General features: G+C 57.5%; 23 protein-coding genes and 3 tRNA genes. 17 read left to right on the forward strand and 9 right to left on the reverse strand.

The window, feature by feature from the left end; genetic code table 11:
- Positions 1–7: 7 nt before the first annotated feature.
- The 3 genes from ACGHUK_RS01320 to ACGHUK_RS01330 form a co-directional block, all read right to left on the reverse strand.
- Positions 8–811 (reverse strand): TIGR03915 family putative DNA repair protein, encoded by an 804-nt coding sequence (locus ACGHUK_RS01320; protein ID WP_005943494.1) that lies wholly within the window; start codon positions 809–811, stop codon positions 8–10.
- Positions 790–2,148, reverse strand: coding sequence for a putative DNA modification/repair radical SAM protein (locus ACGHUK_RS01325; RefSeq protein ID WP_044953876.1), 1,359 nt, complete (start codon positions 2,146–2,148; stop codon positions 790–792). The genes ACGHUK_RS01320 and ACGHUK_RS01325 overlap by 22 nt, the downstream gene beginning before the upstream one ends.
- A 225-nt stretch (positions 2,149–2,373) precedes the next feature.
- Positions 2,374–3,006 (reverse strand): LexA family transcriptional regulator, encoded by a 633-nt coding sequence (locus tag ACGHUK_RS01330; protein ID WP_005943491.1) that lies wholly within the window; start codon positions 3,004–3,006, stop codon positions 2,374–2,376.
- A 221-nt stretch (positions 3,007–3,227) separates the two neighbouring features.
- Between ACGHUK_RS01330 and ACGHUK_RS01335 the strand changes: the two genes are divergently transcribed.
- The 3 genes from ACGHUK_RS01335 to ACGHUK_RS01345 all read left to right on the forward strand — a co-directional run bounded on the left by ACGHUK_RS01335 (position 3,228) and on the right by ACGHUK_RS01345 (position 4,460).
- Positions 3,228–3,315, forward strand: a tRNA-Ser gene (locus ACGHUK_RS01335).
- Between the two features lie 34 nt (positions 3,316–3,349).
- Positions 3,350–3,443 (forward strand) — tRNA-Ser (locus ACGHUK_RS01340).
- Between the two features lie 87 nt (positions 3,444–3,530).
- Positions 3,531–4,460: an AEC family transporter gene (locus ACGHUK_RS01345; protein WP_390574670.1), complete on the forward strand. Its 930-nt coding sequence runs from the start codon at positions 3,531–3,533 to the stop codon at positions 4,458–4,460.
- A gap of 47 nt (positions 4,461–4,507) precedes the next feature.
- Here ACGHUK_RS01345 and ACGHUK_RS01350 read toward each other — a convergent pair whose 3' ends face one another.
- Entirely contained in the window at positions 4,508–5,263 is a 756-nt protein-coding gene (locus ACGHUK_RS01350; protein ID WP_390574671.1) for a TraX family protein, read from the reverse strand.
- Positions 5,264–5,515: 252 nt separating this feature from the next.
- On the opposite strand from ACGHUK_RS01350, the gene ACGHUK_RS01355 reads away from it, so the two are divergent.
- Together ACGHUK_RS01355 and ACGHUK_RS01360 are read left to right on the forward strand one after the other, a co-directional pair.
- Complete coding sequence (locus tag ACGHUK_RS01355) at positions 5,516–6,397, forward strand: LysR family transcriptional regulator (RefSeq protein WP_005943485.1); 882 nt, start codon at positions 5,516–5,518, stop codon at positions 6,395–6,397.
- Between the two features lie 153 nt (positions 6,398–6,550).
- Positions 6,551–8,131, forward strand: a complete 1,581-nt coding sequence (locus ACGHUK_RS01360; protein WP_154260586.1) for a lipase — start codon at positions 6,551–6,553, stop codon at positions 8,129–8,131.
- Between the two features lie 248 nt (positions 8,132–8,379).
- Here the strand turns inward: ACGHUK_RS01360 and ACGHUK_RS01365 are convergent, their stop codons facing one another.
- The 4 genes from ACGHUK_RS01365 to ACGHUK_RS01380 all read right to left on the reverse strand — a co-directional run bounded on the left by ACGHUK_RS01365 (position 8,380) and on the right by ACGHUK_RS01380 (position 12,000).
- Positions 8,380–8,763 (reverse strand): hypothetical protein, encoded by a 384-nt coding sequence (locus ACGHUK_RS01365; protein WP_097776957.1) that lies wholly within the window; start codon positions 8,761–8,763, stop codon positions 8,380–8,382.
- A gap of 271 nt (positions 8,764–9,034) precedes the next feature.
- Positions 9,035–10,723, reverse strand: coding sequence for a recombinase family protein (locus ACGHUK_RS01370; RefSeq protein ID WP_390574673.1), 1,689 nt, complete (start codon positions 10,721–10,723; stop codon positions 9,035–9,037).
- 243 nt (positions 10,724–10,966) lie between these two features.
- On the reverse strand, positions 10,967–11,485 hold the full coding sequence (locus tag ACGHUK_RS01375) for a ClbS/DfsB family four-helix bundle protein (RefSeq protein ID WP_110104029.1): 519 nt from the start codon (positions 11,483–11,485) through the stop codon (positions 10,967–10,969).
- A gap of 439 nt (positions 11,486–11,924) precedes the next feature.
- A tRNA-Val gene (locus ACGHUK_RS01380) sits at positions 11,925–12,000 on the reverse strand.
- Between the two features lie 232 nt (positions 12,001–12,232).
- Here ACGHUK_RS01380 and ruvC point away from each other — a divergent pair.
- The 12 genes from ruvC to ACGHUK_RS01440 all read left to right on the forward strand — a co-directional run bounded on the left by ruvC (position 12,233) and on the right by ACGHUK_RS01440 (position 24,927).
- A complete protein-coding gene (gene ruvC / locus ACGHUK_RS01385) occupies positions 12,233–12,745 on the forward strand; it encodes a crossover junction endodeoxyribonuclease RuvC (RefSeq protein ID WP_005943476.1) in 513 nt (170 codons plus the stop codon).
- Between the two features lie 107 nt (positions 12,746–12,852).
- Positions 12,853–13,464 (forward strand): Holliday junction branch migration protein RuvA, encoded by a 612-nt coding sequence (ruvA, locus tag ACGHUK_RS01390; RefSeq protein ID WP_097781213.1) that lies wholly within the window; start codon positions 12,853–12,855, stop codon positions 13,462–13,464.
- Between the two features lie 3 nt (positions 13,465–13,467).
- The gene (gene ruvB, locus ACGHUK_RS01395; protein ID WP_390574674.1) at positions 13,468–14,523 is read left to right on the forward strand and encodes a Holliday junction branch migration DNA helicase RuvB; all 1,056 of its coding nucleotides are present in this window, start codon (positions 13,468–13,470) and stop codon (positions 14,521–14,523) included.
- 157 nt (positions 14,524–14,680) lie between these two features.
- A complete protein-coding gene (gene glmM, locus ACGHUK_RS01400; RefSeq protein ID WP_390574676.1) occupies positions 14,681–16,036 on the forward strand; it encodes a phosphoglucosamine mutase in 1,356 nt (451 codons plus the stop codon).
- A gap of 29 nt (positions 16,037–16,065) precedes the next feature.
- On the forward strand, positions 16,066–16,941 hold the full coding sequence (locus tag ACGHUK_RS01405) for a class I SAM-dependent methyltransferase (protein WP_097774246.1): 876 nt from the start codon (positions 16,066–16,068) through the stop codon (positions 16,939–16,941).
- Between the two features lie 199 nt (positions 16,942–17,140).
- Positions 17,141–17,980 (forward strand): energy-coupling factor transporter ATPase, encoded by an 840-nt coding sequence (locus ACGHUK_RS01410; RefSeq protein WP_337678663.1) that lies wholly within the window; start codon positions 17,141–17,143, stop codon positions 17,978–17,980.
- 15 nt (positions 17,981–17,995) lie between these two features.
- On the forward strand, positions 17,996–18,916 hold the full coding sequence (locus ACGHUK_RS01415; RefSeq protein WP_005943466.1) for an energy-coupling factor transporter ATPase: 921 nt from the start codon (positions 17,996–17,998) through the stop codon (positions 18,914–18,916).
- Positions 18,910–19,725: an energy-coupling factor transporter transmembrane component T family protein gene (locus tag ACGHUK_RS01420; RefSeq protein WP_390574678.1), complete on the forward strand. Its 816-nt coding sequence runs from the start codon at positions 18,910–18,912 to the stop codon at positions 19,723–19,725. The genes ACGHUK_RS01415 and ACGHUK_RS01420 overlap by 7 nt, the downstream gene beginning before the upstream one ends.
- Before the next feature lie 103 nt (positions 19,726–19,828).
- A complete protein-coding gene (truA, locus tag ACGHUK_RS01425; RefSeq protein ID WP_390574680.1) occupies positions 19,829–20,578 on the forward strand; it encodes a tRNA pseudouridine(38-40) synthase TruA in 750 nt (249 codons plus the stop codon).
- Positions 20,579–20,590: 12 nt separating this feature from the next.
- Positions 20,591–21,823 carry a DUF5711 family protein gene (locus ACGHUK_RS01430; protein ID WP_390574682.1) on the forward strand — a complete coding sequence of 411 codons (1,233 nt, stop codon included), beginning with the start codon at positions 20,591–20,593 and terminating at the stop codon, positions 21,821–21,823.
- 74 nt (positions 21,824–21,897) lie between these two features.
- Positions 21,898–22,593: a hypothetical protein gene (locus tag ACGHUK_RS01435; protein ID WP_097774251.1), complete on the forward strand. Its 696-nt coding sequence runs from the start codon at positions 21,898–21,900 to the stop codon at positions 22,591–22,593.
- Positions 22,594–22,617: 24 nt separating this feature from the next.
- On the forward strand, positions 22,618–24,927 hold the full coding sequence (locus ACGHUK_RS01440) for an AAA family ATPase (RefSeq protein WP_390574683.1): 2,310 nt from the start codon (positions 22,618–22,620) through the stop codon (positions 24,925–24,927).
- An 82-nt stretch (positions 24,928–25,009) separates the two neighbouring features.
- Here the strand turns inward: ACGHUK_RS01440 and ACGHUK_RS01445 are convergent, their stop codons facing one another.
- Positions 25,010–25,417 (reverse strand): hypothetical protein, encoded by a 408-nt coding sequence (locus ACGHUK_RS01445; protein ID WP_207698823.1) that lies wholly within the window; start codon positions 25,415–25,417, stop codon positions 25,010–25,012.
- Positions 25,418–25,456: the final 39 nt, after the last annotated feature.

Consider the following 25,456-nt stretch of genomic DNA (forward strand, 5'->3'; position numbering starts at 1 on the left):
GTTTTTGTTAAAATTCATCTTTCATCTCCACCATATCGGCCCAAAAGCGCTTGGGGCAGTGGGTCATGCGGCATTTTTCGTTGTGGCGGGCCTTGATCTCCAGCGTCTGGTAGAACTGCTTCCACAATGCCTGAAACTGCTGCTCCCGCTCGCTGGGCGGCGGCAGCTCCAGCGGTGCAGCCAGCTCCAGCAGCCGGGCCTTGTGGTCCTCCTGCAGCAGCACAGCCTGATGCACCGCATCGTAGATCATAAAGTTTTCTTCCGGGAACCGTCCGCAAAAGTGGGGCCGCAGCAGCGGCAGGATGTAGTTTTTGGGGTGAATGACGGCGCCCAGCATCCCGTCGTGCTCCTCAAACCGCACAAAGCCCTGAAACTTGTCCACTTCCCAGTCAAGGCTTTTCTTCATCTCATACAGCGGGGCCACGTCCGGGTGGCCGGTGCGCTTTACGGTGCCGGGGCCGAGGGCGAAGGCCAGATGCAGAAAGCGGATGAGCAGCAGCTCTTTGTCCTCCCGCCCAGAGAGGAAATCCCGGCTGACGAGGTACTCTGTCTCGGGGCCAAGCTTTCTGCCAAAGCTGGCAAACACCCGCTGAGCCTTGGCGTGGTCGGTGGGGATGTCCTTGACCGGGTACAGGGTGGAAGTTTCCCGCTGGGGTGTCCACACCGCAAAGGGGATCTCGTGCTGGGCAAAGCTCTCGAACACGCAGCACAGAAAGCCTTCAAAGCTGCTGTCGTAGAGGTACACCACATCCGCATCGTGGAGCCTGCGGGCTTTCTGAACTTGAACATTTACAGCGCCTTCGCCAGACATTGCACCGCCTCCTCCCGCACCATGCGCATGGCTGCGCGCGGTGCCACGCCCTGCGTGATCAAATCGTCCACCGCAGGCGGCGTGAACAGACTGAGCTGTTCGCAGCTGCCGCCGAACACGTTGGGGTCGATGAGCGCCTGCGTGATGCGCTCCCGCCCGGCGGTGCCGCGGCCCGGGTGCGCACCCGCAAAACCCTTGCAGGTGATGAAATACTGTGCCCGCTTGAGCACCACGCCCATGCGCTTCAGCTCGTCCAACCCAAGGCTGGAAAGCTTGCGCGCGTGCCAGATGCGCCGGGCGCTTTTGGGACCGATGCCCGGCACACGCAGCAACATTTCAAAGGGCGCGCGGTTCACATCTACCGGAAAAAGCCCGTAGTGCTGCACGGCCCAGTTGCATTTTGGGTCGAGGTAGGGGTTGAAGCTCTGGTTGGCTTCATCCAGAATTTCGTCTGCCTTGAACTGGTAAAACCGCAGCAGCCAGTCAGCCTGATACAGCCGGTGCTCCCGCAAAAGCGGGGGTTTGGTGTCCAGCGCAGGCAGGCGGGTGTCCTCGGCTACCGGGATGTAGGCGGAGTAGAACACCCGTTTCAGACTGTACTTCTGGTACATGCCCTCAGTGAGCTTTAAAATGTGGTAGTCTGTCTCCGGCGAAGCGCCTACGATCATCTGGGTGCTCTGCCCGGCGGGTGCGAACTTTGGCGCATGGCGGTAGACGGTCAGCTCCTGTTTGCTCTGCGCGCCGGAAACTGCGATCTGCTTCATGGGCCGGAAAATGGAGTGCCGCCCTTTGTCCGGGGCCAGAAGGTTCAGGCTCTGCTCACTGGGCAGCTCCACATTCACGCTCAGGCGGTCGGCCAGATATCCCAGCTGCTGCAACAGTTCCGGGCTTGTGCCGGGGATGGCCTTGGCGTGGATGTAGCCCCCAAAGCGGTATTCGCCCCGCAGCAGCCGCAGGGCGGCCAGCATCCGTTCGGTGGTGTAGTCCGGCGTGCCCAGCACCGCGCTGGAAAGGAACAACCCTTCAATGTAGTTGCGGCGGTAAAACTCCACAGTCAGCTCAGCCAATTCCCGGGGCGTGAAGGTGGCACGGGGGATATCGTTGGACTTGCGGTTGACACAATAGCTGCAGTCGAAGGCACAGCAGTTGGTCATGAGCACCTTTAAAAGGCTTACACAGCGGCCGTCGGCGGTAAAGGCGTGGCAGCAGCCCGGTGCATAGCAGCTGCCAAGAATGCCTGCCCGCGCGGTGCGGGATGCGCCGCTGGAGGTGCAGGCAACATCGTATTTGGCGCTGTCGGCCAGAATGGTAAGCTTGTCCATCAGGGTCTGTTCCATGCAGAATACACCTCCAAAGTGGGAAAAGGGTCAAAAAATAAAGCCATGCGCAAAATGCAGATGGCTTTACATCAATTTGTGCCGAACTCCTTCAGTCACGGCTGCCGCCGTGCCAGCTCCCCCGGAGGAGGAGCCTTTGGCAGTACGGGAAAGTTTCCGGTTTTGCCAAGGCCTCCCTCCATGAGGGAGGTGGCTGCGAACAGCGTGAGCAGACGGAAGGAGTTATTACCACTTCGCTTTTGTTTCCACCACGCGGCCGGCGATGTGCAGATGGTTCAGGTCCTCACCCTTGATGACCATTTCGCTGTAGGCCGGGTTGAAGGGCTGCAGCACCACGCAGTTGCCGCGCTGGATATAGCGCTTCAGGGTGCCCTCGCCCTCATCGCCGTAGATCAGCACGCCAAGGTCGCCGTTTTCCAGTGTGTCCTGCTTGTGCACAAGGGCAAGGTCGCCGTCCTGAATGCGGGGCTCCATGCTGTCGCCGCGCACCACCAGATAAAAATAGTTGGAGGGGTCCTTCACACGGGCATACTCCTGACCGTAGTCCTCCTCAAAGGCGAGGGCACCGTAACCGGCCTTTACCGTGCCGATCACCGGGATCAGGCTTTCAGAATAGCTGCCAAAGAACCGCTCTTCCGGGGCGGAAACATTGCTTACCGGGCGGTACAGGCCCAGCAGATAATCTGCTGTGGTGTTCAAAAGCTCGGCAATGCGGGCCACGGTAGACGGATCGGGAGAGGACTTGCCGCTTTCCCATTTGCCGACAGCCTGCTGGGTCACGCCCAGTTTGGAAGCCAGCTCAGCCTGGCTGATGCCCTGCTTTTTGCGGCACTGCTTCAAAAGTTCTGAAAACGACATGGTATATTTCTCCTTTACACCGCGAGGAAATTTTCTTGTGTTTATTATACAACAAAAAGGTGTACTTGTAAAGACCTGAAACAGGCCGAGACCCAAAAAGGTTGTGGTAAATTTTGTTTTTAAGGGCTGAAAGAAAAAAATTGCCCCAAAGGCTTGACACCGGCGTGCAAATCTGGTAAATTAAATAGGCATTCGACACGGCGTAAGGCGGATGTCCACAAGGAGAGATGTCCGAGTGGTTTAAGGAAGCAGTCTTGAAAACTGCCGTACGGCAACGTACCGTGGGTTCGAATCCCACTCTCTCCGCCATTTTTTATTGAATAAGTGTAACACACTTTGCTCTGGAGTAGTACTCAAGAGGTCGAAGAGGCGCCCCTGCTAAGGGCGTAGGTCGTCTAAACAACGGCGCGAGGGTTCAAATCCCTCCTACTCCGCCAAGAAAAAGCTCGTTGATTCGTTGAAATCAATGGGCTTTTTCCTTTGTAAAGGAAAAATGCGGCTTGTGGAACAAAAAGGAGAAACCAATGGCGCTTGGCGTTTTGGCAGGTCAGATCACGGTGATCTTTCTGGAAGTGCTGCTGGGTTATGTAGGTGCACGCAGCGGCATCATCAAGGATCGTGACAGCAAGTTTTTGTCGGATTTTATCATGAAGCTTCTGCTGCCCTGCACCATGCTGGCTGGTGCAGCCGTGGACGGTGAGCCGGAGCTGCTCACTCAGGCAGGGGTGCTGTTCGTGCTGCTGCTGGCACTGTTTGTGGTGACCACCGGCCTGTGCCGGTTGAGCAGCTGGCTGCACCACGACACGCCGGGCAAGTATGCGGTGCTGGTGGGCACGGCGGCTATACCCAACTGCGGCTTCATCGGCCTGCCGCTGTGCAGCGCCCTGCTGGGCACCGCGCGCGGCACCGTGTTTGCAGGCATGGCCATGGCCTCTTATAATGTATGGTTCTTTACCTATGTGGTGTGCCTGTTCCGCCCCGGCGAGAAGATCCGGCTCAAGACCTTCATCACCCCCACCAACATTGCCACAGTGGCTATGCTGGTGCTGCTGGCCACCGGCTGGCGGCTGCCCGCACCGGTGCAGCAGTTCTGCAGTGCGGTGGGCGGCTGCACCACCCCGCTGGCGCTCATGATCGTAGGTGTGCTGCTGGCAGACAGCGACATCCGTGCGCTGCTGCACACCGGTTTCCTGTACCGGGTCACCCTGCTGCGCGGCATCCTGTTCCCGCTGCTGTTCATGCTGCTGCTGTGGCTGCTGCCGCTGGACAATGTGCTGCGCACCGGCCTGTCCATCATCGCATGCTGCCCGGCCGGCAGCCTTGCCGCTGTGCTGGCCAAGCAGACCGGCACCGAAGCGACCCTTGCCAGTCAGGCAGTGGCCCACTCCACCGTGTGTATGCTGGTCACAGTGCCTGCCATGCTGCTGCTGACCGGTGCGATGTTCCCGATGTGAGAAGCTGTAAAAAAGCCCGCTGTCTTTGGACGGCGGGCTTTCTGCTGTTATAGCATAAGGTTTGTGATACCTGCTAGCACCAGCAGGTGCACCGGGTAGAACCAGTAAAAGGCTTTTTTCTGCAGCGGACTGCACGCGCCGCGCTGCCCGTTGTAGAACCAGACCAGCACAAAGGCCAGCGGCGCGGTCAGCTCGAACAAAAACAGCAGCGCACCTGCAAGGCACTGCCGCTTGAGGTCTGCGCGGGTCAGGTACAGGGTGCAGATGATGAGCACGCCGATGGCGTGGTAGTCGGTGTTGACAGCCAGCGCCAGCGCGGCGCAGCCGCCCGCCCACACAAGCCCCTGCCAGCCGGGCAGGCCGTTTTCCTTTTCAAAGCGCTTGAGTCCTGCCATAGCCAGCACGCCCAGCGCCAGCGTCCAGTAAACGTTCTGGTGCTGCGGGGCGAACGGTGTGCGGAAAAAGGCAAGGTCAAAAGGCACCTCGCTCAGAAGGCCGAACAGCAGAAGCCGCCGGACGTATTTTTTTACATCGTGGGTGTGCAGAAAGCCCTCCACGGCCAGAAAGCAGAAGATGGGAAAGGCCAGCCGCCCGATATACCGCAGCACACGGTCTGCCGCCAGCAGGGTGCTGACCGGGATGCCACCGCAGCTGGCAGCACCGGCGGCGAGGGCCGGCAGCAGGATACCGGCTTCGATGCAGGAAGCGCCGATGTGATCAATGAGCATGGTGATGCAGGCGATGTATTTGAGCGCTGTGCCGCTGAGTCCACAGCGGACAGGGGCTTTGGCAGTCTCGGTCATAAGGAATCCCTCACTTGATAAAAAATCTACTTTTTGTGCTTTTTTAATGATACGGCGCAGGCTGGCAGGCTCCTGCGTCATCCTTGACAAAATACGCCGGAAAGGCGCATAAATCGGGCGAAAATGCTTGACAGAAAAGGCGCGGGATAGTACAATCAAGAAGATAATTGAACTATCTCAAATGAAAGATGAAAAAGATTCACAGAGAATCGGGCGTCTCCGAACCAGTAAAAACGGAAGGAGGCTTTGGGCATGACGCTTTTTTCCTACGAGATTTTTGATGCCGTGGCCCGGCAGGGCAGCTTCAACAAGGCGGCACAGCAGCTGCACCTGACCCCATCGGCCATCAGTCACGCCATTGCCGTAATGGAGGAGGAGCTGGGCTTTGCTCTGTTCAACCGCGGCAAAAACGGCGTATCCATGACCAGCTACGGCGCATCCCTGTATCCCTCTATTCGCGATGTGCTCAACAGCGACGAGGCCCTCAAGCAGAGCATCGCCCGCCTGAACGGCCTGGAAAAGGGCAAGGTGAAGCTGGGCGTATTCAACTCGGTGTGTGCTTCGCTGCTGCCGGGCCTGCTCAAAAGCTTTATGACCCACTACCCGCAGATCGAGATCGAGGTGTATCAGGGCACCTACGACGATGTGAAGGAATGGCTGCGAACCGGTCAGGTGGATATCGCGTTCCTTTCCTCCACCTGCCGTGAAGAGTTCAACCTCACCGAGCTGTTCCGCGAGCCGCTGCTGTGCATCGTGCCGCAGGACTGGCCCGAACCGGAAAACGGCGTGATGACTCCCGCCCTGATGAACGGCCAAAGCTTCGTTGTGCAGTGCGATGCCACCGATGCTGAGATGCGCCAGTTCCTGAAAAAATATAAGATCGGCACCGAGCGCCGCTGCCATGTCATCGACGACCAGTCCAACATCGCCATGGTGGAAGCAGGTCTGGGCATTTCCATCATGCCGCAGATGCTGCTGCGCGACTGCAAGGCCGCGATCAAGATCTATCCCATCGAGCCAGAGGAAGACCGTGTGGTGGGCCTGGCTGTGCAGCGCCCCGCCGCAATGGCCCCGGCAGTGGAACAGATGTTCCACCACATCGTGGACTACTGCAGGCAGATCGAGCTGAGATGAGCCGGACACCTTTATACTATACCATAAAACAGTCTGTGTGTGGAGCATGGACTGTTTTTTTATTAAGAAAGAGCGATTGTATCAGCGTGCAAAATCCGCTATACTTAGAAAAACAGGCTGGTTTTATGCAGAAGCCTTGATTGGAGCAGGAAGATGAAGACCATAAAACGACGTGCCTTTTGCAAGGCGGCAGCAGCTGCCGTGGCAGGCGTGCTGGCCCCGCACGCGGCGGCAGAGGCTTTGCTGCCGCAGGCCGCACAGGCTGTGGTGGGCAGTGCGGTGCCGGAGGATTACTACTCCTTTGCTTTCCGCAGCGACCACAGCGAAACAGATCTCTCCCACGATTTTTATTATACAGATGCCTTTTTTGAGAACACGGCGCTGCAGTACAGCCACAAGCTGGCACTGGCAACGCTGGGCCTTGTGGCGGCAAGTGGCAACACCTACCAGAGCGATGCGCTTTACTGGGTGGAGGGTGAAGCGGGCCGTGAGGACAGCATTGCGGATGCCTACCAGAAGCTTGGCTTTGCCAATGCGGTCTATGCGGGCTACCAGTGCAGCCTGAACACCCCGGTGGATACCGCGGGCTGTGCTTTTGCGCAGAAAACACTGGTACAGGATGGCCAGCGCACCACCATTATTGCAGCCATGCTGCGCGGTGTCGGCTATGGTGCCGAGTGGGCCAGCAACCTGCATGTGGGCGAAGGCGGCGGGCACTATGGCTTTGTGACAGCAGCAGAGCATTTTTTTGAAGATCTGCAGGACTACCTGAAAAAAGCCGAGGCTGCAGCGGGAACGCTGGGCACCATCAAGCTCTGGCTGGGCGGCTACAGCCGCGGCGCGGCTGTGGCAAACCTGACGGCGGCGCGCATCCGGCAGCAGCTGCCGCAGATCGCACAGGAAAATACCTTTGTTTACACCTTTGCCGCACCGGCGGCACTGACGGCAGCAGACCGCCCGGATCTGCAGGCGGACTACGACAACGACCACACGGCAGACGGAGGACTGAAAACGGATTGGGATGTAAGCAATATCTTCAACATCATTTCCAGCGGCGATATCGTGGCCCGCGTGATGCCGGAAGAGTGGGGCTACCACCGCAACGGAAACGACCGCTTTCTGCCCTCCACGGCGTACCAGAACGAGCTGGATGATCTGAGCATCATCGAGAGCCGGATGGGAGGCGTGCCGCTGCGGTTCGACCAGCTGGCCACAAAGGAAGATGTGGATTCGGTGATCGCGGCGGCTCTGGCGTTCTGCAAAAGCGCCGCAAATTACCACGAAAAATATGAAGCTGCCTTTATGGATATGCTGCAGTGTGCCTTTACCCTCTCGGAGAAAGAGGCGGCCGAGGGCGTGATCCTGGACGATGAAGCTGTGATGGAACGGCTGCGCAGCATGGAGAACATCCGTAAAATGTCGTGGACGAAGGTGCTGCGCTGCGTGATGACGGCTTCGGCCATGAGCAGACCCATTCTGGAGCAGGTGGGGGCCATCGTGCCGCTGCGGGCGCAGCAGGTGGTGGTGCCGGTGCTGGCGGTGGGTCTGTGCTACGAGGTGGAGAGCGATGTGCTGAGGATGCTGGTGTACTACATCCTCAGCCTGATGAGCGTGAACAGCCCGGCAGACAGCGTTCTGCGTGCGGCATTCTGCCACTACCCGGAAAACTACATCACCCTGATGGAATATTACGACCCCGCCGAGCACGGCATGGAAGCCTATACCCGAAAATAAAAAAGAGGGGCTGTTGCAAAATAAAAATGCGATAGCAGCTTGCACAAAGGAATAGCGCAAAATCAGAAACCCGGAACCCTTTTTGAGCCATTTTGGCCCCAAAAAGATTCCGGGTTTTTATAATTTTCCAGCGCAAGACCGGGCTGCCACTCAAACACCCCACTGGGGCGTTTGTTGCTTCGCAAACGCGAACTTGTTGGGGCGTGCCTGCCCCAAACCCTGCTTCTTACTATTTGGAAATTACATGATTATGCACCACTGGGTCCACGAGAACTGACGCTCATCGGAGGCATAGAACTATAAAAAGATTGGCCGTTCACAGTGTTTTGAGTCAACCCAATCAAATCGATCAACTGGCTCTCGTTATAGCGCTCTTGACAGTTATCCAGCACAGCGCATTGGCAGCTATATACACCACTATCGTTAGAGACAACTCCCCACCATTCAAGGTCTGCCAAAAGTTTTCCAATCTTCTTGCGGTCAAAGCGTATTTCTTTTTCCAAAAGGGACGAGCAAATTTGTGGAGCAGACATCGGTTTTTGCTTTAATAGGAGAGCTAATGCTAATTCCTGTCCATGCAAACGGTGAAGCAAAAGACCTCTGCGAACCCAAATGTTCGATGCTTTTTTCATAGCAAATACCTCCTTTTTTAGATAGCTCGTTCACTTAAAATACGATTGATGTCCATTTGAAATTGCGCTCATTCACAATTGTTATGTTGACGTGAGTATATCATATTACACAATAAAAGACTACTGTTATATATCAGAACTTGCCCTTTTTCCTGCGTACGTGCGTACCGACCATGTGCGGACGTACGCAGCGATTGACCCGAAACGCACAATATAGGGGGATGCAAAACAAAAGGCAGGGCACACCGCCACGGTGATACCCTGCCTTTGTTTATTGCTGTTCGAGTTCTGTACCGCCCACCACATTCCCAGACCGAATGGTCGGGCGACATCTTTCTTGGTAGACATTCCTAGGTGTTGGGAACCGCGGGCTAAGCAACAGCCCACTGGGCTGATTGCTTACTCTGCCGACTGGCGTCGTCAGAGCCGCCCTGTTCGAGTCCTGTACCGCCACCAAACAAAAAATCCTCAGACGAAAGTCTGAGGATTTTTGTGGTGGAGCATTGTCCACAGCACTCGAACCCAACACCTCTTCACGGGAGATGGTTTTGGAATCGTCCGTGAAGTTGAAATTGAGCACGACCCGGTCGTCAAAAACGTAGACCGAGTTGACAAAGGTATCAATGATCTGCCGCTGGTGTTCCATGTCCCTCATGTCACCCTTGCGGAATTTTTCAAACCAGAACCGCATCCATTCGCGGGTCAGGACTGGCTTTTTCAGCTCTTCTTCCAGAATGCTGGTGTTCAGGGCTTCCTTCCGGGCTTCCAGTTCGTCCAACCGCTGCTTGGTGGTCGGGGTCAGGATGCCCTGTTCAATGGCTTCCAGAAGGTTTGCCAGCCGCTTCTCTGTGTCCCTGAGCTGGTCTTTCAGGACAGGCAGCCGGGTGTTCTCCTTCTGCTGGGCTTCCATGACCAAATCTATCAGCTGTTCGATGATTTCATCGCTGAAAATCACCTTGATGGCAGTCTCCACCACGAACCGTTCCAACGGCTCTTTGCGGATGGCTTTCAGATCGCAGTGCGCCTTGCCGTGGCGTTTGGCTTTGCCGCACTTGTAGTAATAGTAGGTGTTTCCCATGTGGCTTGTGCCGCTTTCGCCGCCCATGAGCGTACCGCACTTGCCGCAGAACAGCTTGGTGGTCAGCAGATAGCTCACATCCTCTTTTGCAGGGCGACCGTGGGCGACCTTGTTCTGCTCGAAACGCTGCTGCACCCGGTTGAACAAGTCCTCGTCCACGATGGCGGGAATGCCGCCCGGTGTCACGATGTCCTTATATCGGTATTCACCGATGTAACGGCGGTTCCGGAAAATTTGGAAGAAGCTGTTCTTCACGAACGGCTTCCCGGTGCGGGTGCGCAGCCCTCGCTCATTCAGGGAGGCTGCGATTTTCTCGGCAGGCTCGCCGTTGGCGTACCGGGTGAAGATCTCCTGCACAATGGGAGCCGTCTCCGGGTCGATATGGTACAGTCGGTCCTCCTTGCCAATGGTGAAGCCCAGCGGAACGATACCGCCGTTGTACTTGCACTGGAGGGCGTTTTCGCGCTCACCGCGCGCTACTTTCAGGGCAAGTTCGGCGGAATAATATTCTGCCATGCCGATCAGCATACTCTCCACCATAATGCCTTCAGGTCCCTGCGAAATGGGTTCCATGGCAGACACCAGATGGACACCGTTCTTTTCCAGCTGGTACTTGTAGTTCACGGCATCGAACCGATTCCGGGCAAAGCGGTCGAGCTTCCAGACCAGAACCACATCGAAGATTTTCTTCGCGCTGTCCTTGATCATCCGCTGAAAGTCCGGGCGGTCATCCGTTTTGGCAGAGTAGGCACGGTCAATGTAGGTGCCGACCACAGTGATGCCGTTCTTCTCGGCGTAGTCCTTGCAGTCGCGCAGCTGTCCCTCAATGGACGCTTCACGCTGGCTGTCGGATGAATAGCGGGCGTAGATCACGGCGGTCATGGTTGCACCTCCTTGGCGTGTATTCGACTTGCCTTTATAGTATCGGGTCAAGCGCAGCTTGTCAACAATCTGCGAGCAGATTGAAATGTGAAAATTGCGAAACGCAGCGAAAAAGGTGAGAGCAAGAATCGTCCCGTGGCCACAAATTTTCAATTCTTGAAAATTCTTGCCCCTTTGGGACAGCTTCTTGTTGGGGCGTGCCTGCCCCAAACCCTGCTAGGAACGAGTACAGCAAACTGGAAGTTATAGTGCTATCTTTTTCCATTTTCTAATCTTAGTTCTAAATGTTCCGAACGGAGCAACCGTGTTAACATGTATAAACTTGTATACTTCCCAGACCGCTGTTTTGGTTGCTTCATCGGCCCACTTTCTCATATGTGGCTCGAATAACTCTTCGTCGCTTAATGAGTCAATCATTTCATAAATCGAATTAATATTCTCTCTCAGCATATCTTTCAACTCCTGCAACGACAGATAAGCATATGTATCTGTAAACCATTGATATAATTCGCCAAGCTGATTCCACTTGAAATCATCCGAAGGAGTCTTGACATGAAGACCATTTCTTTCGTCTGATTCCCATTTAAGAACAAGAGTTGTCCAGCCAACCTGGTAAGCAAGATTTTCTGCTGGAGTTCTGTCAACTTCCTCAACTCTCTTATCTTTTAATGATTCCGGAATAATATCAAATTCTGAAATGTACTTTGCAAAACTTTTATTTATCTCGTTCTTAAGTTCATCTTTATTCTCGTATGTTCTCACTAGTCTATCTCCTCAAATTTCGATTTGTTGAACTAAGCCGAGTATATCATACTCTCCAATGAAAGAACACCCCGATATAGTGAAATTTTGCCGTTTTCCTGCGTACGTGCGTACACACTCCACAGGAATTCTAAGGGGCCTGCCCCTTAGCACACGGACTTTGGAACAAAGTCTAGTGTGTTACATATTGTCAGAGGTGTACAGGCTCCCGGTACGCACGTACGCAGCGATTACCCCCAAACGCGCCATATAGGGGGACGATCAAGTTCGCACAAAGCGACCTTGATCCCGCAAAACAAAAGGCAGGATACCATCACCACGATGATACCCTGCCTTTGCTCGTTTACCGTTCCGAGTAGTCCTTCCGCAGAACCTCCGATAAACAAAAAACGTACCCGAACCCTTTCTCGTAAAGAATCGGGTTCGAGTACGAACTGTTTGGTGGACGGTACAGGACTCGAACCTGTGACCTCCTGCACGTCAAGCAGATGCTCTACCAGCTGAGCTAACCGTCCATATTCTGTTTTGCCGAAATCAGCTTGATTATATTACCATACCTTCTGCCAAAAAGCAAGTGCTTTTTCAAAAATTGTAAAACTTTTTTAAAGGCAGGGGCGCTGACTGCCCTTTTTACGCGCCAGCGCACATTTGGCGGCGGCATGCGAAAGGTTTTCTGTTGCTCACACTGTTTTGTTGTGATATAATAATAAAGTTATAATAGGAATAGTATCGGAAGGTATTTGCAGCATGAGAGTTTTGGGCATCGACCCCGGCTACGCCATCGTGGGCTGGGGCGTGGTGGATTACGCAGGCAACCGGTTTGCGCCGGTGGATTTCGGTGCGGTGTGCACCGACGCGGGTGTGCCGTTCGAGCGCCGTCTGGACGAGGTGTATGCAGGCATCAAAGAGGTGATCGAGCGCACCCGGCCCGAGGTGCTTGCCATCGAAAAGCTGTTCTACCAGCACAATCAGACCACGGTCATCGGCGTGGCAGAAGCCCGCGGCGTGATCTTGCTGGCGGCAGCGCAGGCAGGCCTGCCCATCTACGAGTACACCCCCATGCAGGTCAAGCAGGCTGTTACCGGTTACGGCAAGGCCGTGAAAAAGCAGGTGCAGGAGATGACCCGCGTGCTGCTGCATCTGCCCGCCGTGCCAAAGCCGGACGATACCGCCGATGCGCTGGCAATGGCCATCACCTTCTGCCACACCAACGGCAACCAGCTCAACCGCTTTGTCCGCCGTGTGGCCGGGCCGATCTGACCCTCTCACCGGTTCCGTCCGCCTGCAGCGGCGCGGCACCGGAGTTCTCCCGAAGGGCGAGCTGAACAGAGGAAAATTGGCCGACACAGAAACTGAGAGGGCTTTAAATGATCTACTGTCTGACAGGAAAAATCGTCAAAAAAAGCATGAATGCCGTGGTGCTCAGCTGCGGCGGTGTAGGCTACTATGCCCAGTGCCCGGCCAGCGTGGCCGGGGCCTTGCCCGGCGTGGGCAAGGAAGCCACCATTTATACCGTGATGAGCATCACCGAGAACGACGTGAGCCTTTACGGCTTTGCCACCGAGCAGCAGCAGGCCTGCTTTGAGATGTTGACCGCCGTGTCTGGCGTGGGGCCTAAGGTTGGCCTTGCCATCCTGAGTGTGATGGAGCCGGACCGCGTGGCACTGGCAATCTCGGCGGGGGACCACAAGGCGTTCAAGGCGGCTTCCGGCGTGGGGCCGAAGCTTGCACAGCGCATCGTGCTGGAGCTGAAGGACAAGGTCGCCAAGGGCTTTGTGGACGGCATCTCGCTGGAGGATGTGGCAGGTGCTTCCGCCGACACACAGGCTTCTCAGGGCAGCAGTCAGGCCATTGCGGCGCTGGTGTCGCTGGGGTACAGCCAGAGCGAAGCAGCGCTTGCCGTTTCCAAGATCGACGCGGCATTGCCCGTGGAAGAGATCATCAAACTGGCCTTGCGCAGCATGGCAGGCAGGAGGTAAAGAATGCAGGACGAAACTGCGCTGTACGGCGCAAAAATGATGCAGCCCGGCATGACGGCGGCGGACAGCGAGGAAAACAACCTCCGCCCGCAGCATCTGGAAGACTATATCGGGCAGGAAAAGGTCAAGCAGAACCTGAAAATTTACTTGGAAGCTGCCAAGCGGCGCGGCGAACCGATGGACCACATCCTGCTCTACGGCCCGCCGGGCCTTGGCAAGACCACACTGGCAGGCATCATTGCCAACGAAATGGGCGTACAGATCCGTATTACCAGCGGCCCGGCCATTGAAAAGCCCGGCGACCTTGCTGCCCTGCTCACCAATCTGCAGGAGGGCGATGTACTGTTCATCGACGAGATCCACCGCCTGTCCCGTCAGGTGGAAGAGGTGCTGTATCCGGCACTGGAAGACTATGCGCTGGATATCATGATCGGCAAAGGCCCCAGCGCCCAGAGCATCCGCATCAACCTGCCGCGGTTCACGCTGGTGGGTGCCACCACCCGTGCAGGCCAGATCACCGGCCCTCTGCGCGACCGCTTTGGCGTGCTGCTCAAGCTGGAGCTGTACAGCCCGGATGAACTGAGCAAGATCATCCAGCGCTCGGCAGGCATCCTCGACCAGCCCATCACGCCGGAAGGTGCTTACGAGCTGGCCAAGCGCAGCCGCGGCACGCCCCGCGTGGCAAACCGCTTTTTGAAGCGCATCCGCGACTTTGCCACCGTGCTGGGCGACGGCATCATTGACCGGGATGTGGCCCTGATGGGCCTCAAGCGGATGGACGTGGACGCACTGGGTCTGGACGAACTGGACCGCAGTATGCTGCGTGCGATCATTGAAATGTACAACGGCGGCCCGGTGGGTCTGGAAACGCTGGCGGCGGCCCTCGGCGAGGAATCCGTCACGCTGGAAGACCTGTGTGAGCCGTATCTGATGCAGATGGGCTTTCTGACCCGGACGCCCCGGGGCCGCTGCGCAACGCGGCTGGCCTACGAACATCTGGGCCTGAAAGCGCTGGAGGCCGCTGCGCCCGAGGACAACGGGCAGCAGAGTTTGTTCTGACCCTCTCAGGCCGCTTCGCGTCCAGCTCTCCCGAAGGGAGAGCTTCATGAGCGAAAAACCAAAAGATGCCAAAAAGCTCCCCCTTTTGGGGGAGCTGGCAATGCCGCAAGGCATTGACTGAGAGGGTTCTTCTTTCTATAGAAAGTGGGGTAGTATTATGGGAAAATATTTTGGAACCGATGGTGTGCGCGGTGTTGCAGGCGCAGACCTGACCTGTGAGCTGGCAATGAAGATCGGCCGCGGCGCTGCTGCGGTGCTGACCGGCAGCACCGGCCACCGTCCGCGCATCCTGATCGGCAAGGACACCCGCCAGTCCGGTGATATGCTGGAAGCAGCCCTGACCGCCGGTCTGTGCAGCGTGGGTGCGGATGTGGAGAGCCTTGACGTTCTGCCAACGCCCGCTGTGGCCTATCTGGTGGGCAAGTACAATGCCGATGCCGGCATCGTGATCTCTGCCTCCCACAATCCGATGGAGTTCAACGGCATCAAGATCTTTGCCGGTACCGGCTATAAGCTGCCGGACGAGGTGGAGAACCAGATCGAAGCCTACATCGACAACGATTGCGCGGGCATTGAGCTGAAGACCGGTGCCGAGGTGGGCCGTGTGTACCGCCGCGATGACGGCCTGCAGGACTATGTGGATCACCTGTATGAGTCCATCCACGGCGACCTGACCGGCCTGAACATCTGCATCGACTGTGCAAACGGCGCTTCGGCTGCTGTGGCGCAGAAGCTGTTCCCCCGTCTGGGCGCAAAGTGCACCTTTATCGGCATTGAGCCTGACGGCCAGAACATCAACAAGGGTGTGGGCAGTACCCATCTGGAAAATCTGGAAAAGGCTGTGGTGGAAGGCGGTTTTGACTGCGGCATTGCCTTTGACGGCGATGCCGACCGCTGCCTTGGCTGCGACGAAAAGGGTCAGGAGATGGACGGCGACAAGATCATTGCCCTGCTGGCCATGACCATGAAGGAAAAAGGCCGTCTGGACGGCGACACCGCCGTGGTTACGGTCATGTCCAATCTGGGCTTCATCAAATATATGGAGAGTCAGGGCATCAACACCGAAAAGACCGCCGTGGGCGACCGCTACGTGCTGGAAAACATGCGCGAGAACGGGTTTGCCATCGGCGGCGAGCAGAGCGGCCATGTCATCCTGCTGCACCATGCCACCACCGGCGACGGTGAGCTGACCGCCGGCAAGCTGCTCAAGCTGCTGGCTGAGAGCGGCAAGAAGATGAGCGAACTGAACGGCATCTACGCCCAGTATCCGCAGGTGCTGGTGAATGTGACCGCCAACGCCGCCCAGAAAAAAGCCTACAAAGAGGACGAAGTTCTGGCTGGTTTCATTGAGAACGAGCAGCAGAAGCTTATGGGCATGGGCCGCGTGCTGGTGCGGGTGTCCGGCACTGAGCCGAAGATCCGCGTGATGGTGGAGGGCCAGGATCTGGACGCCATCCACCGCTGCGCCGACCGCATCGTGGATAAGATCAACAAGCGCATTCTGGGCCAGTAAGAAACGGATAAAAGAGAAGGGAGGACGCTATGCGCCCTGCAGATACCTGGAAAGACTATGAACTGCTGGATGCCACCGACGGCAACCGTCTGGAGCGCTGGGGTGAGACCATCCTCATCCGCCCGGACCCGCAGGTGGTGTGGAAAACGCCCAAGCAAAGCCCGCTATGGGCAAAGGCAGATGCTGTTTATCACCGCTCCAATCAGGGCGGCGGCGAGTGGGAGTACAAGCGCCGTCTGCCCGAAAAGTGGAAGATCAGCTGCGGCGAGGGCGAGGATAAGCTCACCCTCATCGTCAGCCCCACCGGCTTCAAGCACACCGGCGTGTTCCCGGAGCAGGCTGTCAACTGGGCATGGTACGCCAAAAAAATCCGTGCCGCAGGCCGCCCGGTAAAGGTGCTGAACCTGTTCGGCTACACCGGCGGTGCCACGCTGGCCTGTGCGGCGGCAGGTGCCACCGTCTGCCATGTGGATGCCTCCAAGGGCATCGTGGCGTGGGGCAAGGACAATGCTGCGGCAAGCGGCCTTGCCGACCGGCCCATCCGCTGGCTGGTGGACGACTGTGCCAAGTTCGTTGCCCGCGAAAAGCGCCGCGGCAACACCTACGACGGCATCATCATGGACCCGCCCAGCTACGGGCGCGGCCCCGGCGGTGAGATCTGGAAGCTGGAGGACTGCATCTACGACCTCATCAGCCAGTGCGAAGAGGTGCTGAGCGATACACCGCTGTTTTTTGCAGTGAACAGCTACACCACCGGCCTGTCCCCGGCGGTCATGGAATATATGCTCAAGACCACGCTGGTGCCCCGCTTTGGCGGCGAGACCTCCTGCGATGAGATCGGCCTGCCGGTCTCTGCCACCGGCGGCGTGGTGCCCTGCGGCGCAACCGCCATCTGGGAAGAATAAGGAAAGAACCCTCTCAGTCGCCTTGCGGCGACAGCTCCCCCGAAAGGGGGAGCTTTATAAGAGCTTACGGTAAGATGATTAAAAGCTCCCCCCTTCGGGGGAGCTGGCACGGCGTCAGCCGTGACTGAGAGGGTTATACGATTCAAGAATGGGGTACAGCCCCTTTCAGAGGGGCGCACCACCAGAAAGAGAAACACAAATGGAAGAGACGATTTTAACAGCACAAAATCTGAAATTCCGCTACGACAGCGACCAGCCGATTTACGCACTGGACGGTGTCTCAACGGAAGTAAAGCGCGGCGAATTCGTGGCCGTGCTGGGTGCCAACGGCTGCGGCAAGTCCACGCTGGCAAAGCACTTCAACGCTATCCTGCTGCCGGAGAGCGGCAAGGTCTACGTGGAGGGCATGGACACCGCAGACGATGACAAGATCTATGATATCCGCCAGACCGTGGGCATGGTGTTCCAGAACCCGGACAATCAGATCGTTGCCACCGTGGTGGAGGAAGACGTTGCCTTTGCACTGGAAAACCTCGGTGTGCCGCCCGAAGAGATGCGCCGCCGCGTGGACGACTCCATGAAGATGGCCGGCATCTATGAGTACCGCGAGCGCGCACCCCACAACCTTTCCGGCGGCCAGAAGCAGCGCGTTGCCATTGCAGGCGTTGTTGCCATGCGGCCGGACTGCCTGATATTAGACGAAGCCACCGCCATGCTGGACCCCCGGGGCCGTGAGCAGGTGATGCAGACCATCCACTACCTGAACAGGAATATGGGCATCACCGTGGTGTCCATCACCCACTACATGGAGGAAGCTGCGCAGGCAGACCGTGTGCTGGTGATGAGCAAGGGCCATGTGGTGATGGAGGGCACCCCCAAAGAGGTGTTCAGCCAGACCGAGAAGGTGCGCTCCCTGCATCTGGATGTGCCGCAGGCTGCAGAGCTGCGGGACGAGCTGGTGAAGGCCGGCATCCCGATGCCGGAGGGCATCATCGACACCGGCGAATGCGCACAGGCTCTGTACGAGCTTTTGCAGTAAGGGGGGCAGACGCAAATGGCAGATATCATCAAAGTAGAACATCTGAGCTACGTCTACAACCCCGGCATGCCCAATGCGGTCACTGCGCTGGACGATGTGAGCTTTACGGTGGAAGAGGGCGACTTTGTGGGCATCATCGGGGCCACCGGCTCCGGCAAAAGCACCCTCATTACCCACATGAACGGCCTGAACAAGCCTACCAGCGGCAAAATTTATATCGATGGCCGCGACCTGTGGGAAGATCCGGAGAAGATCCGAGACTTCCGCTTCCTCACCGGTCTGGTGTTCCAGTACCCGGAGTACCAGCTGTTCGAGGAGACCTGTTATAAAGATATCGCGTTCGGCCCCAAGAACATGGGTCTGGACGAAGCCGAGATCGACCGCCGCGTGCATGAAGCCGCCGATTTCGTTGGCCTTGACCCGGCCCTGCTGGAGCGCAGTCCCTTTGAGCTTTCCGGCGGCCAGAAGCGCCGGGTGGCCGTGGCGGGCGTTATGGCCATGAAGCCCCGCATTCTGGTGCTGGACGAGCCTGCTGCGGGCCTTGACCCGGAGGGACGGGACGACATCCTCAGCGAAGTAAAGGAATACCACAAAAAGACCGGAACCACCGTGCTGCTGGTGTCCCACAGCATGGAGGACATTGCCAAGTACGCCAACCGTGTTCTGGTGATGAGCAATAAGAAAATTGCCATGTACGACACCGTGGAAAAAGTCTTTGCCCGCGCTCCGGAGCTGCTGGAGCTGGGGCTTTCCGTGCCGCAGGTGACGAAGATCTTCCTCAAGCTGCGGGAGATGGGTGTGGATGTGCCCGCTGATGTGTACACCATCCCCTATGCGGTCAAGATGATCCTGGAGGCCAAGCGCCGCCGGGAGGCAGGCGAGAGCCTTGTGCTCCCGCGGGAAGCAAAGAAGGAAGGAGGCGCTGCCGGATGCTGAGAGATATCACCATTGGCCAGCACTTCCCGGGCAACAGTCTGGTGCACCGGTTCGACCCGCGCCTGAAACTGGTGCTGACCATCGCCTATATCGTGCTGCTGTTTGCAGCTTCCAATCCGCTGGGCCTTGCCCTTTCCATCCTGTTTTTGGCAGTGATGTACAAGGTGGCAAAAATTCCCGGTAAAATGATCCTCAAGAGCTTAAAGCCCATCCTGCCCATCGTGGTGTTTACGGCGGTGCTCAACCTGTTCTTTGTGTCGGGTGAGGGCGAACCGCTGGTGCATATCTGGTTTTTGACCATTTATGCCGAGGGCGTGCGCTATGCGGTGCTGATGGCGGTGCGCGTCATGGCGCTCATCGCGGGCACCAGCCTGCTCACCTACACCACCAGCCCCATCGTGCTCACGGATGCCATCGAGCAGCTGCTGAAGCCCTTGGGCAAACTGCACTTCCCGGTGCACGAGCTGGCGATGATGATGAGCATTGCCCTGCGCTTCATCCCCACCCTCATTGAGGAGACGGACAAAATTATGAACGCCCAGAAAGCCCGCGGTGCCCAGCTGGATACCGGCAAGATGACCGACCGGGTAAAAGCCTTGGTGCCGGTGCTCATCCCGCTGTTCATTTCGGCCTTCCGCCGCGCGGACGAGCTGGCCATGGCCATGGAATGCCGCTGCTACCGGGGCGGTGACGGCCGCACCCGCCTGAAGGTGCTGCGCTGCGAAAAGCAGGATTATATCGACCTTGCCGTGTGCATCGCCTGCTTTGCAGTGATCCTTGCCTCCCGGCTGGTGTTCCCGAATTTTTAAAACTCCCCCAGTCGCCTTCGGCGACAGCCCCCTCGAGGAGGGGGCCTTATAGCCTCCCTCTTTGAGGGAGGTGGCACGGCAAAGCCGTGACGGAAGGAGTTCCATGCAGAACTTTTTACTTACCCTTGCCTACGACGGCACGAACTACTGCGGCTTTCAGGTGCAGCCCAATGGCCGCAGCGTGGCCCAAACCTTTCAGGATGCGCTGCAGGCCGTGCTGGGCAGCCGCCCCGATATCAAGGGCTGCAGCCGCACCGATGCAGGGGTGCACGCGCTGGGCTTCAAGCTCAACTTCCACGCCGATACCCGCATCCCGGCGGCAAAGCTCCCGCTGGCGCTCAACCAGCATCTGCCGCCGGACATCCGGGTGCTGGACGCGCAGATGGTGCCGGAGGATTTCCATGCCCGGTACGCGGCCCATACCAAAACCTACCTCTACCGCATCCACAACCACCCCATCGACTCGCCTTTTGACGCGGCTTATTACACCCGGGTGCCCCGGCATCTGGACGAAGCCAGAATGCAGGCGGCGGCGCAGCAGTTCGTGGGCAGGCACGATTTTCTGGCCCTGTGCGCGGCGGGCTCTTCCGCTGCAGCCCATGGCGATACCGTGCGCACCATCACGGACTGTCATGTTACCCGCAAGGGGGACGAGATCGACATTGAAGTGACCGCCGACGGCTACCTGTACAACATGGTGCGCATTCTGGCAGGCACTTTGTGCGAAGCGGGCGCAGGCCGGCTGGACCCGGCGGAAATTCCCGCCATTCTGGAAAGCCGTGACCGCAGCCGCGCCGGGCCGACCCTGCCCGCCAAGGGCCTGTTTTTGAAGTGTGTGGAGTATGATCTGTAAGGAGAACCATTCATGAGCAAAATTCGCCGCGGCGGACATTCCGCCGAAGGAGAGCCGCTTTCTGCCGGGCGCGTCGAATATCTGGAAGCCGCCCGGGTCCGGGTGCGCACACGGCGCATCCGCCGCACTGTCATCATCGTAGCGGTGCTGACCATCCTTGTCCTGTTTGCCACCGGCGCAGTGGGGTCTTCCATTGCGCGCGCAAAAGACCTTGTGGATACTGCCGTCATCGCGCTGGCACCAGCCACAGGCTGGCCGCAGCAGACCGGCATCACCGACCCGGATGCGGTGGCGCAGATGTCTGGCAGCTTTGTGGAGATGGGCGGCGACAGCTGCGTGGTATACAGTCTTGGCGGCACCCGCCTGAACAGCATCCAGAGCGGCTATGCCCGCCCGGCCATTGCTGCAGGCAAGACCCGCTTTGTGCTGTACAATCGCTCCGGCAATGAGCTGCGGGTGGAAAGCCGCACCCAGAACCTTTATACAAAAACCATGGACAGCACCATCTCGCTGTGCGCCGTGGCAGATGCCGGACAGGTGGCTGTTGTGACCGACAGCACCGACAGCGTGGCAAAGCTGACCGTTTACAATTCCAGTATGCAGCAGCAGCTGGTGTGGAACCTGACCAGTGAGCAGGGCACCCCGCTGCGCATGGCCTTTGCGCCGGACAGCCGCCGCCTTGCCGTGGCCGCTGTATCGGCGGTGGGCGGCCAGCTGACCACGAACCTTTATGTACTGCCCCTCTCGCAGGGCGACCCGGTATGCCTTGGCTCCGAGAACAGTGTGCCCCAGTGGATGGGCTGGATGTCCAACGGCTTTTTGCTGGTGCTTTATGAGAACCGCGCCGTGCTGTACAACACGAGCGGCGGCAGCGCAGGCGAACGCGCCAGCTACGATTTTGGCGGCGGCACCCTCGTCAGCGTGTCCAACACCAGTAACGGTGCGGCCCTGCTGCTGAGCAGCGGCCAGACCTGTACTGCCGTGCTGCTGGACGGGGAGTTGACCGTGGGTTACAGCGGCAGCGTGCTCTCGGCCAGCCAGATCATCCGGGCAAAGAACGACGGCTTCTACCTGCTCACCGACAGCACAGTGGAGCGCTTCAACAGTGTGGGCGAGTTCCAGTGGAGCCAGCCGCTTTCGGCCCGGCCCCGGGCACTGATCGAGGGCAGGCAGATCTTGGTGTTCACCGGCAACACGGTGCAGGTGGTCACACCGCCGGAGCAGACAGCTTCCAGCGGACAGTGATTTTTGGGTGAGAAGATCATGCGTAAATAGCACTCTTGCGGGGAAAGTGATAAAAATAACAGGGAAAACAAGGTATGTTCAAGAATCCGTCATTTCTTTTTGATATCATATGCACGGCAGCATGGATCATTCTGGTGGTGCGCTATGCGCGCAAGGGCTTTCTTTCGTCCATTGTGCAGCTGGTGGGCAACCTGTTCAGTCTGCTGGGGGCCAAGGAGCTTTCCGCTGCCTGCGCCGGCTGGGTGTTCGAACACATGCTGGCAGGCGGCTTCCGCACCCAGATCGCAGCAAACATTGCTGCGGGCGGTGCGGTAGACCTTTCCGGCATTGCGGAAAAGTATGCGGGCTTCCTGCCTGCTTCTTTCCGCGCTTCCATCGTGGCAGCCTGCGAGCGCTCCATTGGCGCTGTGCTGGCCGATAACGCGGTGGTGCTGGCCGATTCCATTGTGGAAAACGTGCTGCAGCCGCTGCTCACACCGGTGATCACGCTGGTGCTGTTCTTCTTGTTCTACGCGCTTTTGCGCCTGCTGGTCAGTATGCTGGTCACGGTGCTGGGCCTTGTGAACAAGCTGCCGGTCATTGGCACGGTAAACCGCGGCCTTGGCTGGCTGGTGGGCGGTGCCACAGCGCTGCTGGATATCTATTTGGTGCTGTGCATCCTGTGGGGCATCATCGTCATCACAGGCGGCAACCTGAATGTGCTCAACGATACGGTGATGAGCAGCAGTCTTTACTACAAAATCTTCAATCTCTTCAACCCTTTCCTGTAAAGGGTTTTGCATAAAGGAGGAACTATGGTCTGTATTCGATGCCAGAAACGTCCGGCGATCATCTTCATCCAGCGGATGGACAATGGTCAGATGAAGCAGGAGGGCTACTGCCTGCACTGCGCCCGTGAGCTGCACATCAAGCCGGTGGACGATCTGATGAAGCAGTTCGGCATGTCGGATCAGGATCTTGATAACATGGAGAACCGCATGGAAAGCATGATGGAGGAGATGGGCGATGCAAACCCGCTCTCCATGATGATGAACATGGCGAACGGCGGCGAGGATGCTGACCCGGACAGCATGGACGAAGATCTGATCCCCGGCAGCAATGCCACCTTCCCGCTGGGCTTTACCAGCAGCGAGAAGAAAGATGGCGACAAAAAGGCCGACCGCAAAAACGGCAAAAAGCCGCCTAAGCGCAAATTTTTGGATACCTATTGCGAGAATCTGACCCGCAAGGCCCGGGAAGGCAAACTGGACGATATCATTGGCCGCGACCGCGAAATTTACCGCACCATCCAGATTTTGAGCCGCCGCCAGAAGAACAACCCCTGCCTGATCGGCGAAGCCGGTGTGGGCAAGACCGCCATTGCCGAGGGCATTGCGGAGCGCATTGCCAAGGGGAATGTGCCCATTGGCCTGAAGGATAAGGAGATCTATCTGCTGGACCTCACCAGCCTTGTGGCAGGCACCCAGTTCCGCGGCCAGTTCGAGCAGCGGGTCAAGGGCCTGCTGAGCGAAGTGAAGGCCGCAGGCAATGTGATCCTGTTCATCGATGAGATCCACACCATCACCTCTGCCGGTGAGAGCGAGGGTGCCATGAACGCGGGCAATATCCTGAAGCCCGCCCTCTCCCGTGGTGAAATTCAGGTCATCGGTGCCACCACCTTCAATGAGTACCGCAAGTATATCGAGAAGGATCAGGCGCTGGAACGCCGTTTCCAGCCCGTGCGGGTGGAAGAACCCAGCGTGGCCGATACCCTTGCTGTGATGAACGGCATCAAGCACTACTACGAGCAGCACCATCATGTGCAGGTGCCTGCCGATGTGCTTTCTGCCACTGTCACCCTGAGTGAGCGCTATATCACCGACCGTTATCTGCCCGATAAGGCCATCGACCTGCTGGACGAAGCCTGCGCCTGCTGCAATCTGGCCCACCCGGTCATTTCCGAGTATCTTGGAATGCAGAAGGAGCTGGATGCCCTCAAGCAGGAAGAAGCCGAGATGGAGAATGCGGATGTGAACGAGCCAATCGACTACGAGCGCGTGGCCGAGCGCAAGACCCGCATTGCAAAGCTCGAAGCCGACCTGCCCGCAAAGCAGGCTGCCGCCAGCGAGATCCAGGTGACCATGGACGATGTGGCCAAGGTCATCGAGCTGTGGACCGGCATTCCGGCGGTCAAAATTCGGGAGACCGAGTTCGCAAAGCTGGCAAACCTTGAGGGCGAGCTGAAAAAGAAGATCATCGGGCAGGACGAGGCCGTGCATTTGGTGGCGCAGGCCATCAAGCGCAGCCGCGCCGACCTTTCCGGCCGCCGCCGTCCCGCAAGCTTCATCTTTGTGGGCCCCACCGGCGTGGGCAAGACCGAGCTGGTCAAGCAGCTGGCAAATCAGCTGTTCGACGGCCCCGATCCGCTCATCCGTCTGGACATGAGCGAGTATATGGAAAAATACGCGGTGTCCCGCATGATCGGTTCGCCTCCGGGCTATGTGGGCTACGAGGAGGCCGGCCAGCTCACCGAAAAGGTGCGCCGCCGTCCCTACAGCGTGGTGCTGTTCGATGAGATCGAAAAGGCTCACCCGGATGTCATGAACATTCTGTTGCAGATTTTGGACGAGGGCAAGATCAACGATGCGCAGGGCCGCACGGTGGATTTTTCCAACACGGTCATCTGCATGACCTCCAACGCCGGCAGCAGCGACCAGAGCACCGGTGGGCTTGGCTTCAATAAGAGCGAGGAACAGCTCAGCGAGGAAAAGACCCGCAAGGCGCTGGCCCAGTTCCTGCGCCCGGAGTTCCTTGGCCGCGTGGATGAAGTGATCGCCTTTAAGCCCCTGACCGAGGAGACCCTGCAGGGCATCGCGGCCCTGATGCTGGACGAGTACAAGCCCGGCATGGAGGCCAAGGGCATCGCTTACAGCTACACCCCGGCAGCCCTCAAGGCTCTGGTGCAAAAGAGTCAGGGCGGCAAGTTTGGTGCGCGCGATTTGCGCCGCGTCATTCGCAAAGCTGTGGAAGACCCCGCCGCCGAGCGCCTGATCGATGGCACGCTGGCATCCGGCGGCACCCTTGTGGTGGATGCCGGTGAAAACGGCGAGATCATCTTGAAGTAAACAAGAGAAAGCCCCTGCATCCGTTTTTGGAATGCAGGGGCTTTTCCTCTGTTTGGCGCTGTACGGCAAACTGGAATTTTTGTTATTCTACGATACCTTCAATATAGCTGTAATCAATATTTCCCTTTGTAACAGAATAGAAAAATGGATCTTTTCTAATTGTATCATCTGAATTGATAATAAAATTATTCCAATCGCCTGCCTCGTTGCCATCAGACAAATAAATAGTAACTTTGAAACTATATCCCATATATCCCAAAGACGGCTTTGACCGCTTTAATTCGACGCCATTCAAATTTTCGACAATATGCTGAATCTGCTCTTTGTCGGTAATATGTGTTGCGTTTCCGCTATTGCCATTGAAAACAACTATTTCCATGACCTCATTAGGGTCTAAGTCCATCAAGTCGAGTGGAATATTAAACCATACAACAATGCCCATCAAAAGAATTATCACAACAGACAGCAATAGGATGATTTTCTTTTTCATATCAGCTCAACTCCTTTGTCAACTTTCGATTTGTTGAAT

Source organism: Faecalibacterium sp. i25-0019-C1, from assembly GCF_042854225.1.
GTDB classification, from domain to species: domain Bacteria; phylum Bacillota; class Clostridia; order Oscillospirales; family Ruminococcaceae; genus Faecalibacterium; species Faecalibacterium taiwanense.

Excerpts from the sequence above, each read along its gene's own strand:
- ACGHUK_RS01320 (WP_005943494.1), bottom strand. The coding sequence starts at position 811 with ATGTCTGGCGAAGGCGCTGTAAATGTTCAAGTTCAGAAAGCCCGCAGG.
- ACGHUK_RS01325 (WP_044953876.1), bottom strand. The coding sequence starts at position 2,148 with ATGGAACAGACCCTGATGGACAAGCTTACCATTCTGGCCGACAGCGCC.
- ACGHUK_RS01330 (WP_005943491.1), bottom strand. The coding sequence starts at position 3,006 with ATGTCGTTTTCAGAACTTTTGAAGCAGTGCCGCAAAAAGCAGGGCATC.
- ACGHUK_RS01345 (WP_390574670.1), top strand. The coding sequence starts at position 3,531 with ATGGCGCTTGGCGTTTTGGCAGGTCAGATCACGGTGATCTTTCTGGAA.
- ACGHUK_RS01350 (WP_390574671.1), bottom strand. The coding sequence starts at position 5,263 with ATGACCGAGACTGCCAAAGCCCCTGTCCGCTGTGGACTCAGCGGCACA.
- ACGHUK_RS01355 (WP_005943485.1), top strand. The coding sequence starts at position 5,516 with ATGACGCTTTTTTCCTACGAGATTTTTGATGCCGTGGCCCGGCAGGGC.
- ACGHUK_RS01360 (WP_154260586.1), top strand. The coding sequence starts at position 6,551 with ATGAAGACCATAAAACGACGTGCCTTTTGCAAGGCGGCAGCAGCTGCC.
- ACGHUK_RS01365 (WP_097776957.1), bottom strand. The coding sequence starts at position 8,763 with ATGAAAAAAGCATCGAACATTTGGGTTCGCAGAGGTCTTTTGCTTCAC.
- ACGHUK_RS01370 (WP_390574673.1), bottom strand. The coding sequence starts at position 10,723 with ATGACCGCCGTGATCTACGCCCGCTATTCATCCGACAGCCAGCGTGAA.
- ruvC (WP_005943476.1), top strand. The coding sequence starts at position 12,233 with ATGAGAGTTTTGGGCATCGACCCCGGCTACGCCATCGTGGGCTGGGGC.
- ruvA (WP_097781213.1), top strand. The coding sequence starts at position 12,853 with ATGATCTACTGTCTGACAGGAAAAATCGTCAAAAAAAGCATGAATGCC.
- ruvB (WP_390574674.1), top strand. The coding sequence starts at position 13,468 with ATGCAGGACGAAACTGCGCTGTACGGCGCAAAAATGATGCAGCCCGGC.
- glmM (WP_390574676.1), top strand. The coding sequence starts at position 14,681 with ATGGGAAAATATTTTGGAACCGATGGTGTGCGCGGTGTTGCAGGCGCA.
- ACGHUK_RS01405 (WP_097774246.1), top strand. The coding sequence starts at position 16,066 with ATGCGCCCTGCAGATACCTGGAAAGACTATGAACTGCTGGATGCCACC.
- ACGHUK_RS01410 (WP_337678663.1), top strand. The coding sequence starts at position 17,141 with ATGGAAGAGACGATTTTAACAGCACAAAATCTGAAATTCCGCTACGAC.
- ACGHUK_RS01415 (WP_005943466.1), top strand. The coding sequence starts at position 17,996 with ATGGCAGATATCATCAAAGTAGAACATCTGAGCTACGTCTACAACCCC.
- ACGHUK_RS01420 (WP_390574678.1), top strand. The coding sequence starts at position 18,910 with ATGCTGAGAGATATCACCATTGGCCAGCACTTCCCGGGCAACAGTCTG.
- truA (WP_390574680.1), top strand. The coding sequence starts at position 19,829 with ATGCAGAACTTTTTACTTACCCTTGCCTACGACGGCACGAACTACTGC.
- ACGHUK_RS01430 (WP_390574682.1), top strand. The coding sequence starts at position 20,591 with ATGAGCAAAATTCGCCGCGGCGGACATTCCGCCGAAGGAGAGCCGCTT.
- ACGHUK_RS01435 (WP_097774251.1), top strand. The coding sequence starts at position 21,898 with ATGTTCAAGAATCCGTCATTTCTTTTTGATATCATATGCACGGCAGCA.
- ACGHUK_RS01440 (WP_390574683.1), top strand. The coding sequence starts at position 22,618 with ATGGTCTGTATTCGATGCCAGAAACGTCCGGCGATCATCTTCATCCAG.
- ACGHUK_RS01445 (WP_207698823.1), bottom strand. The coding sequence starts at position 25,417 with ATGAAAAAGAAAATCATCCTATTGCTGTCTGTTGTGATAATTCTTTTG.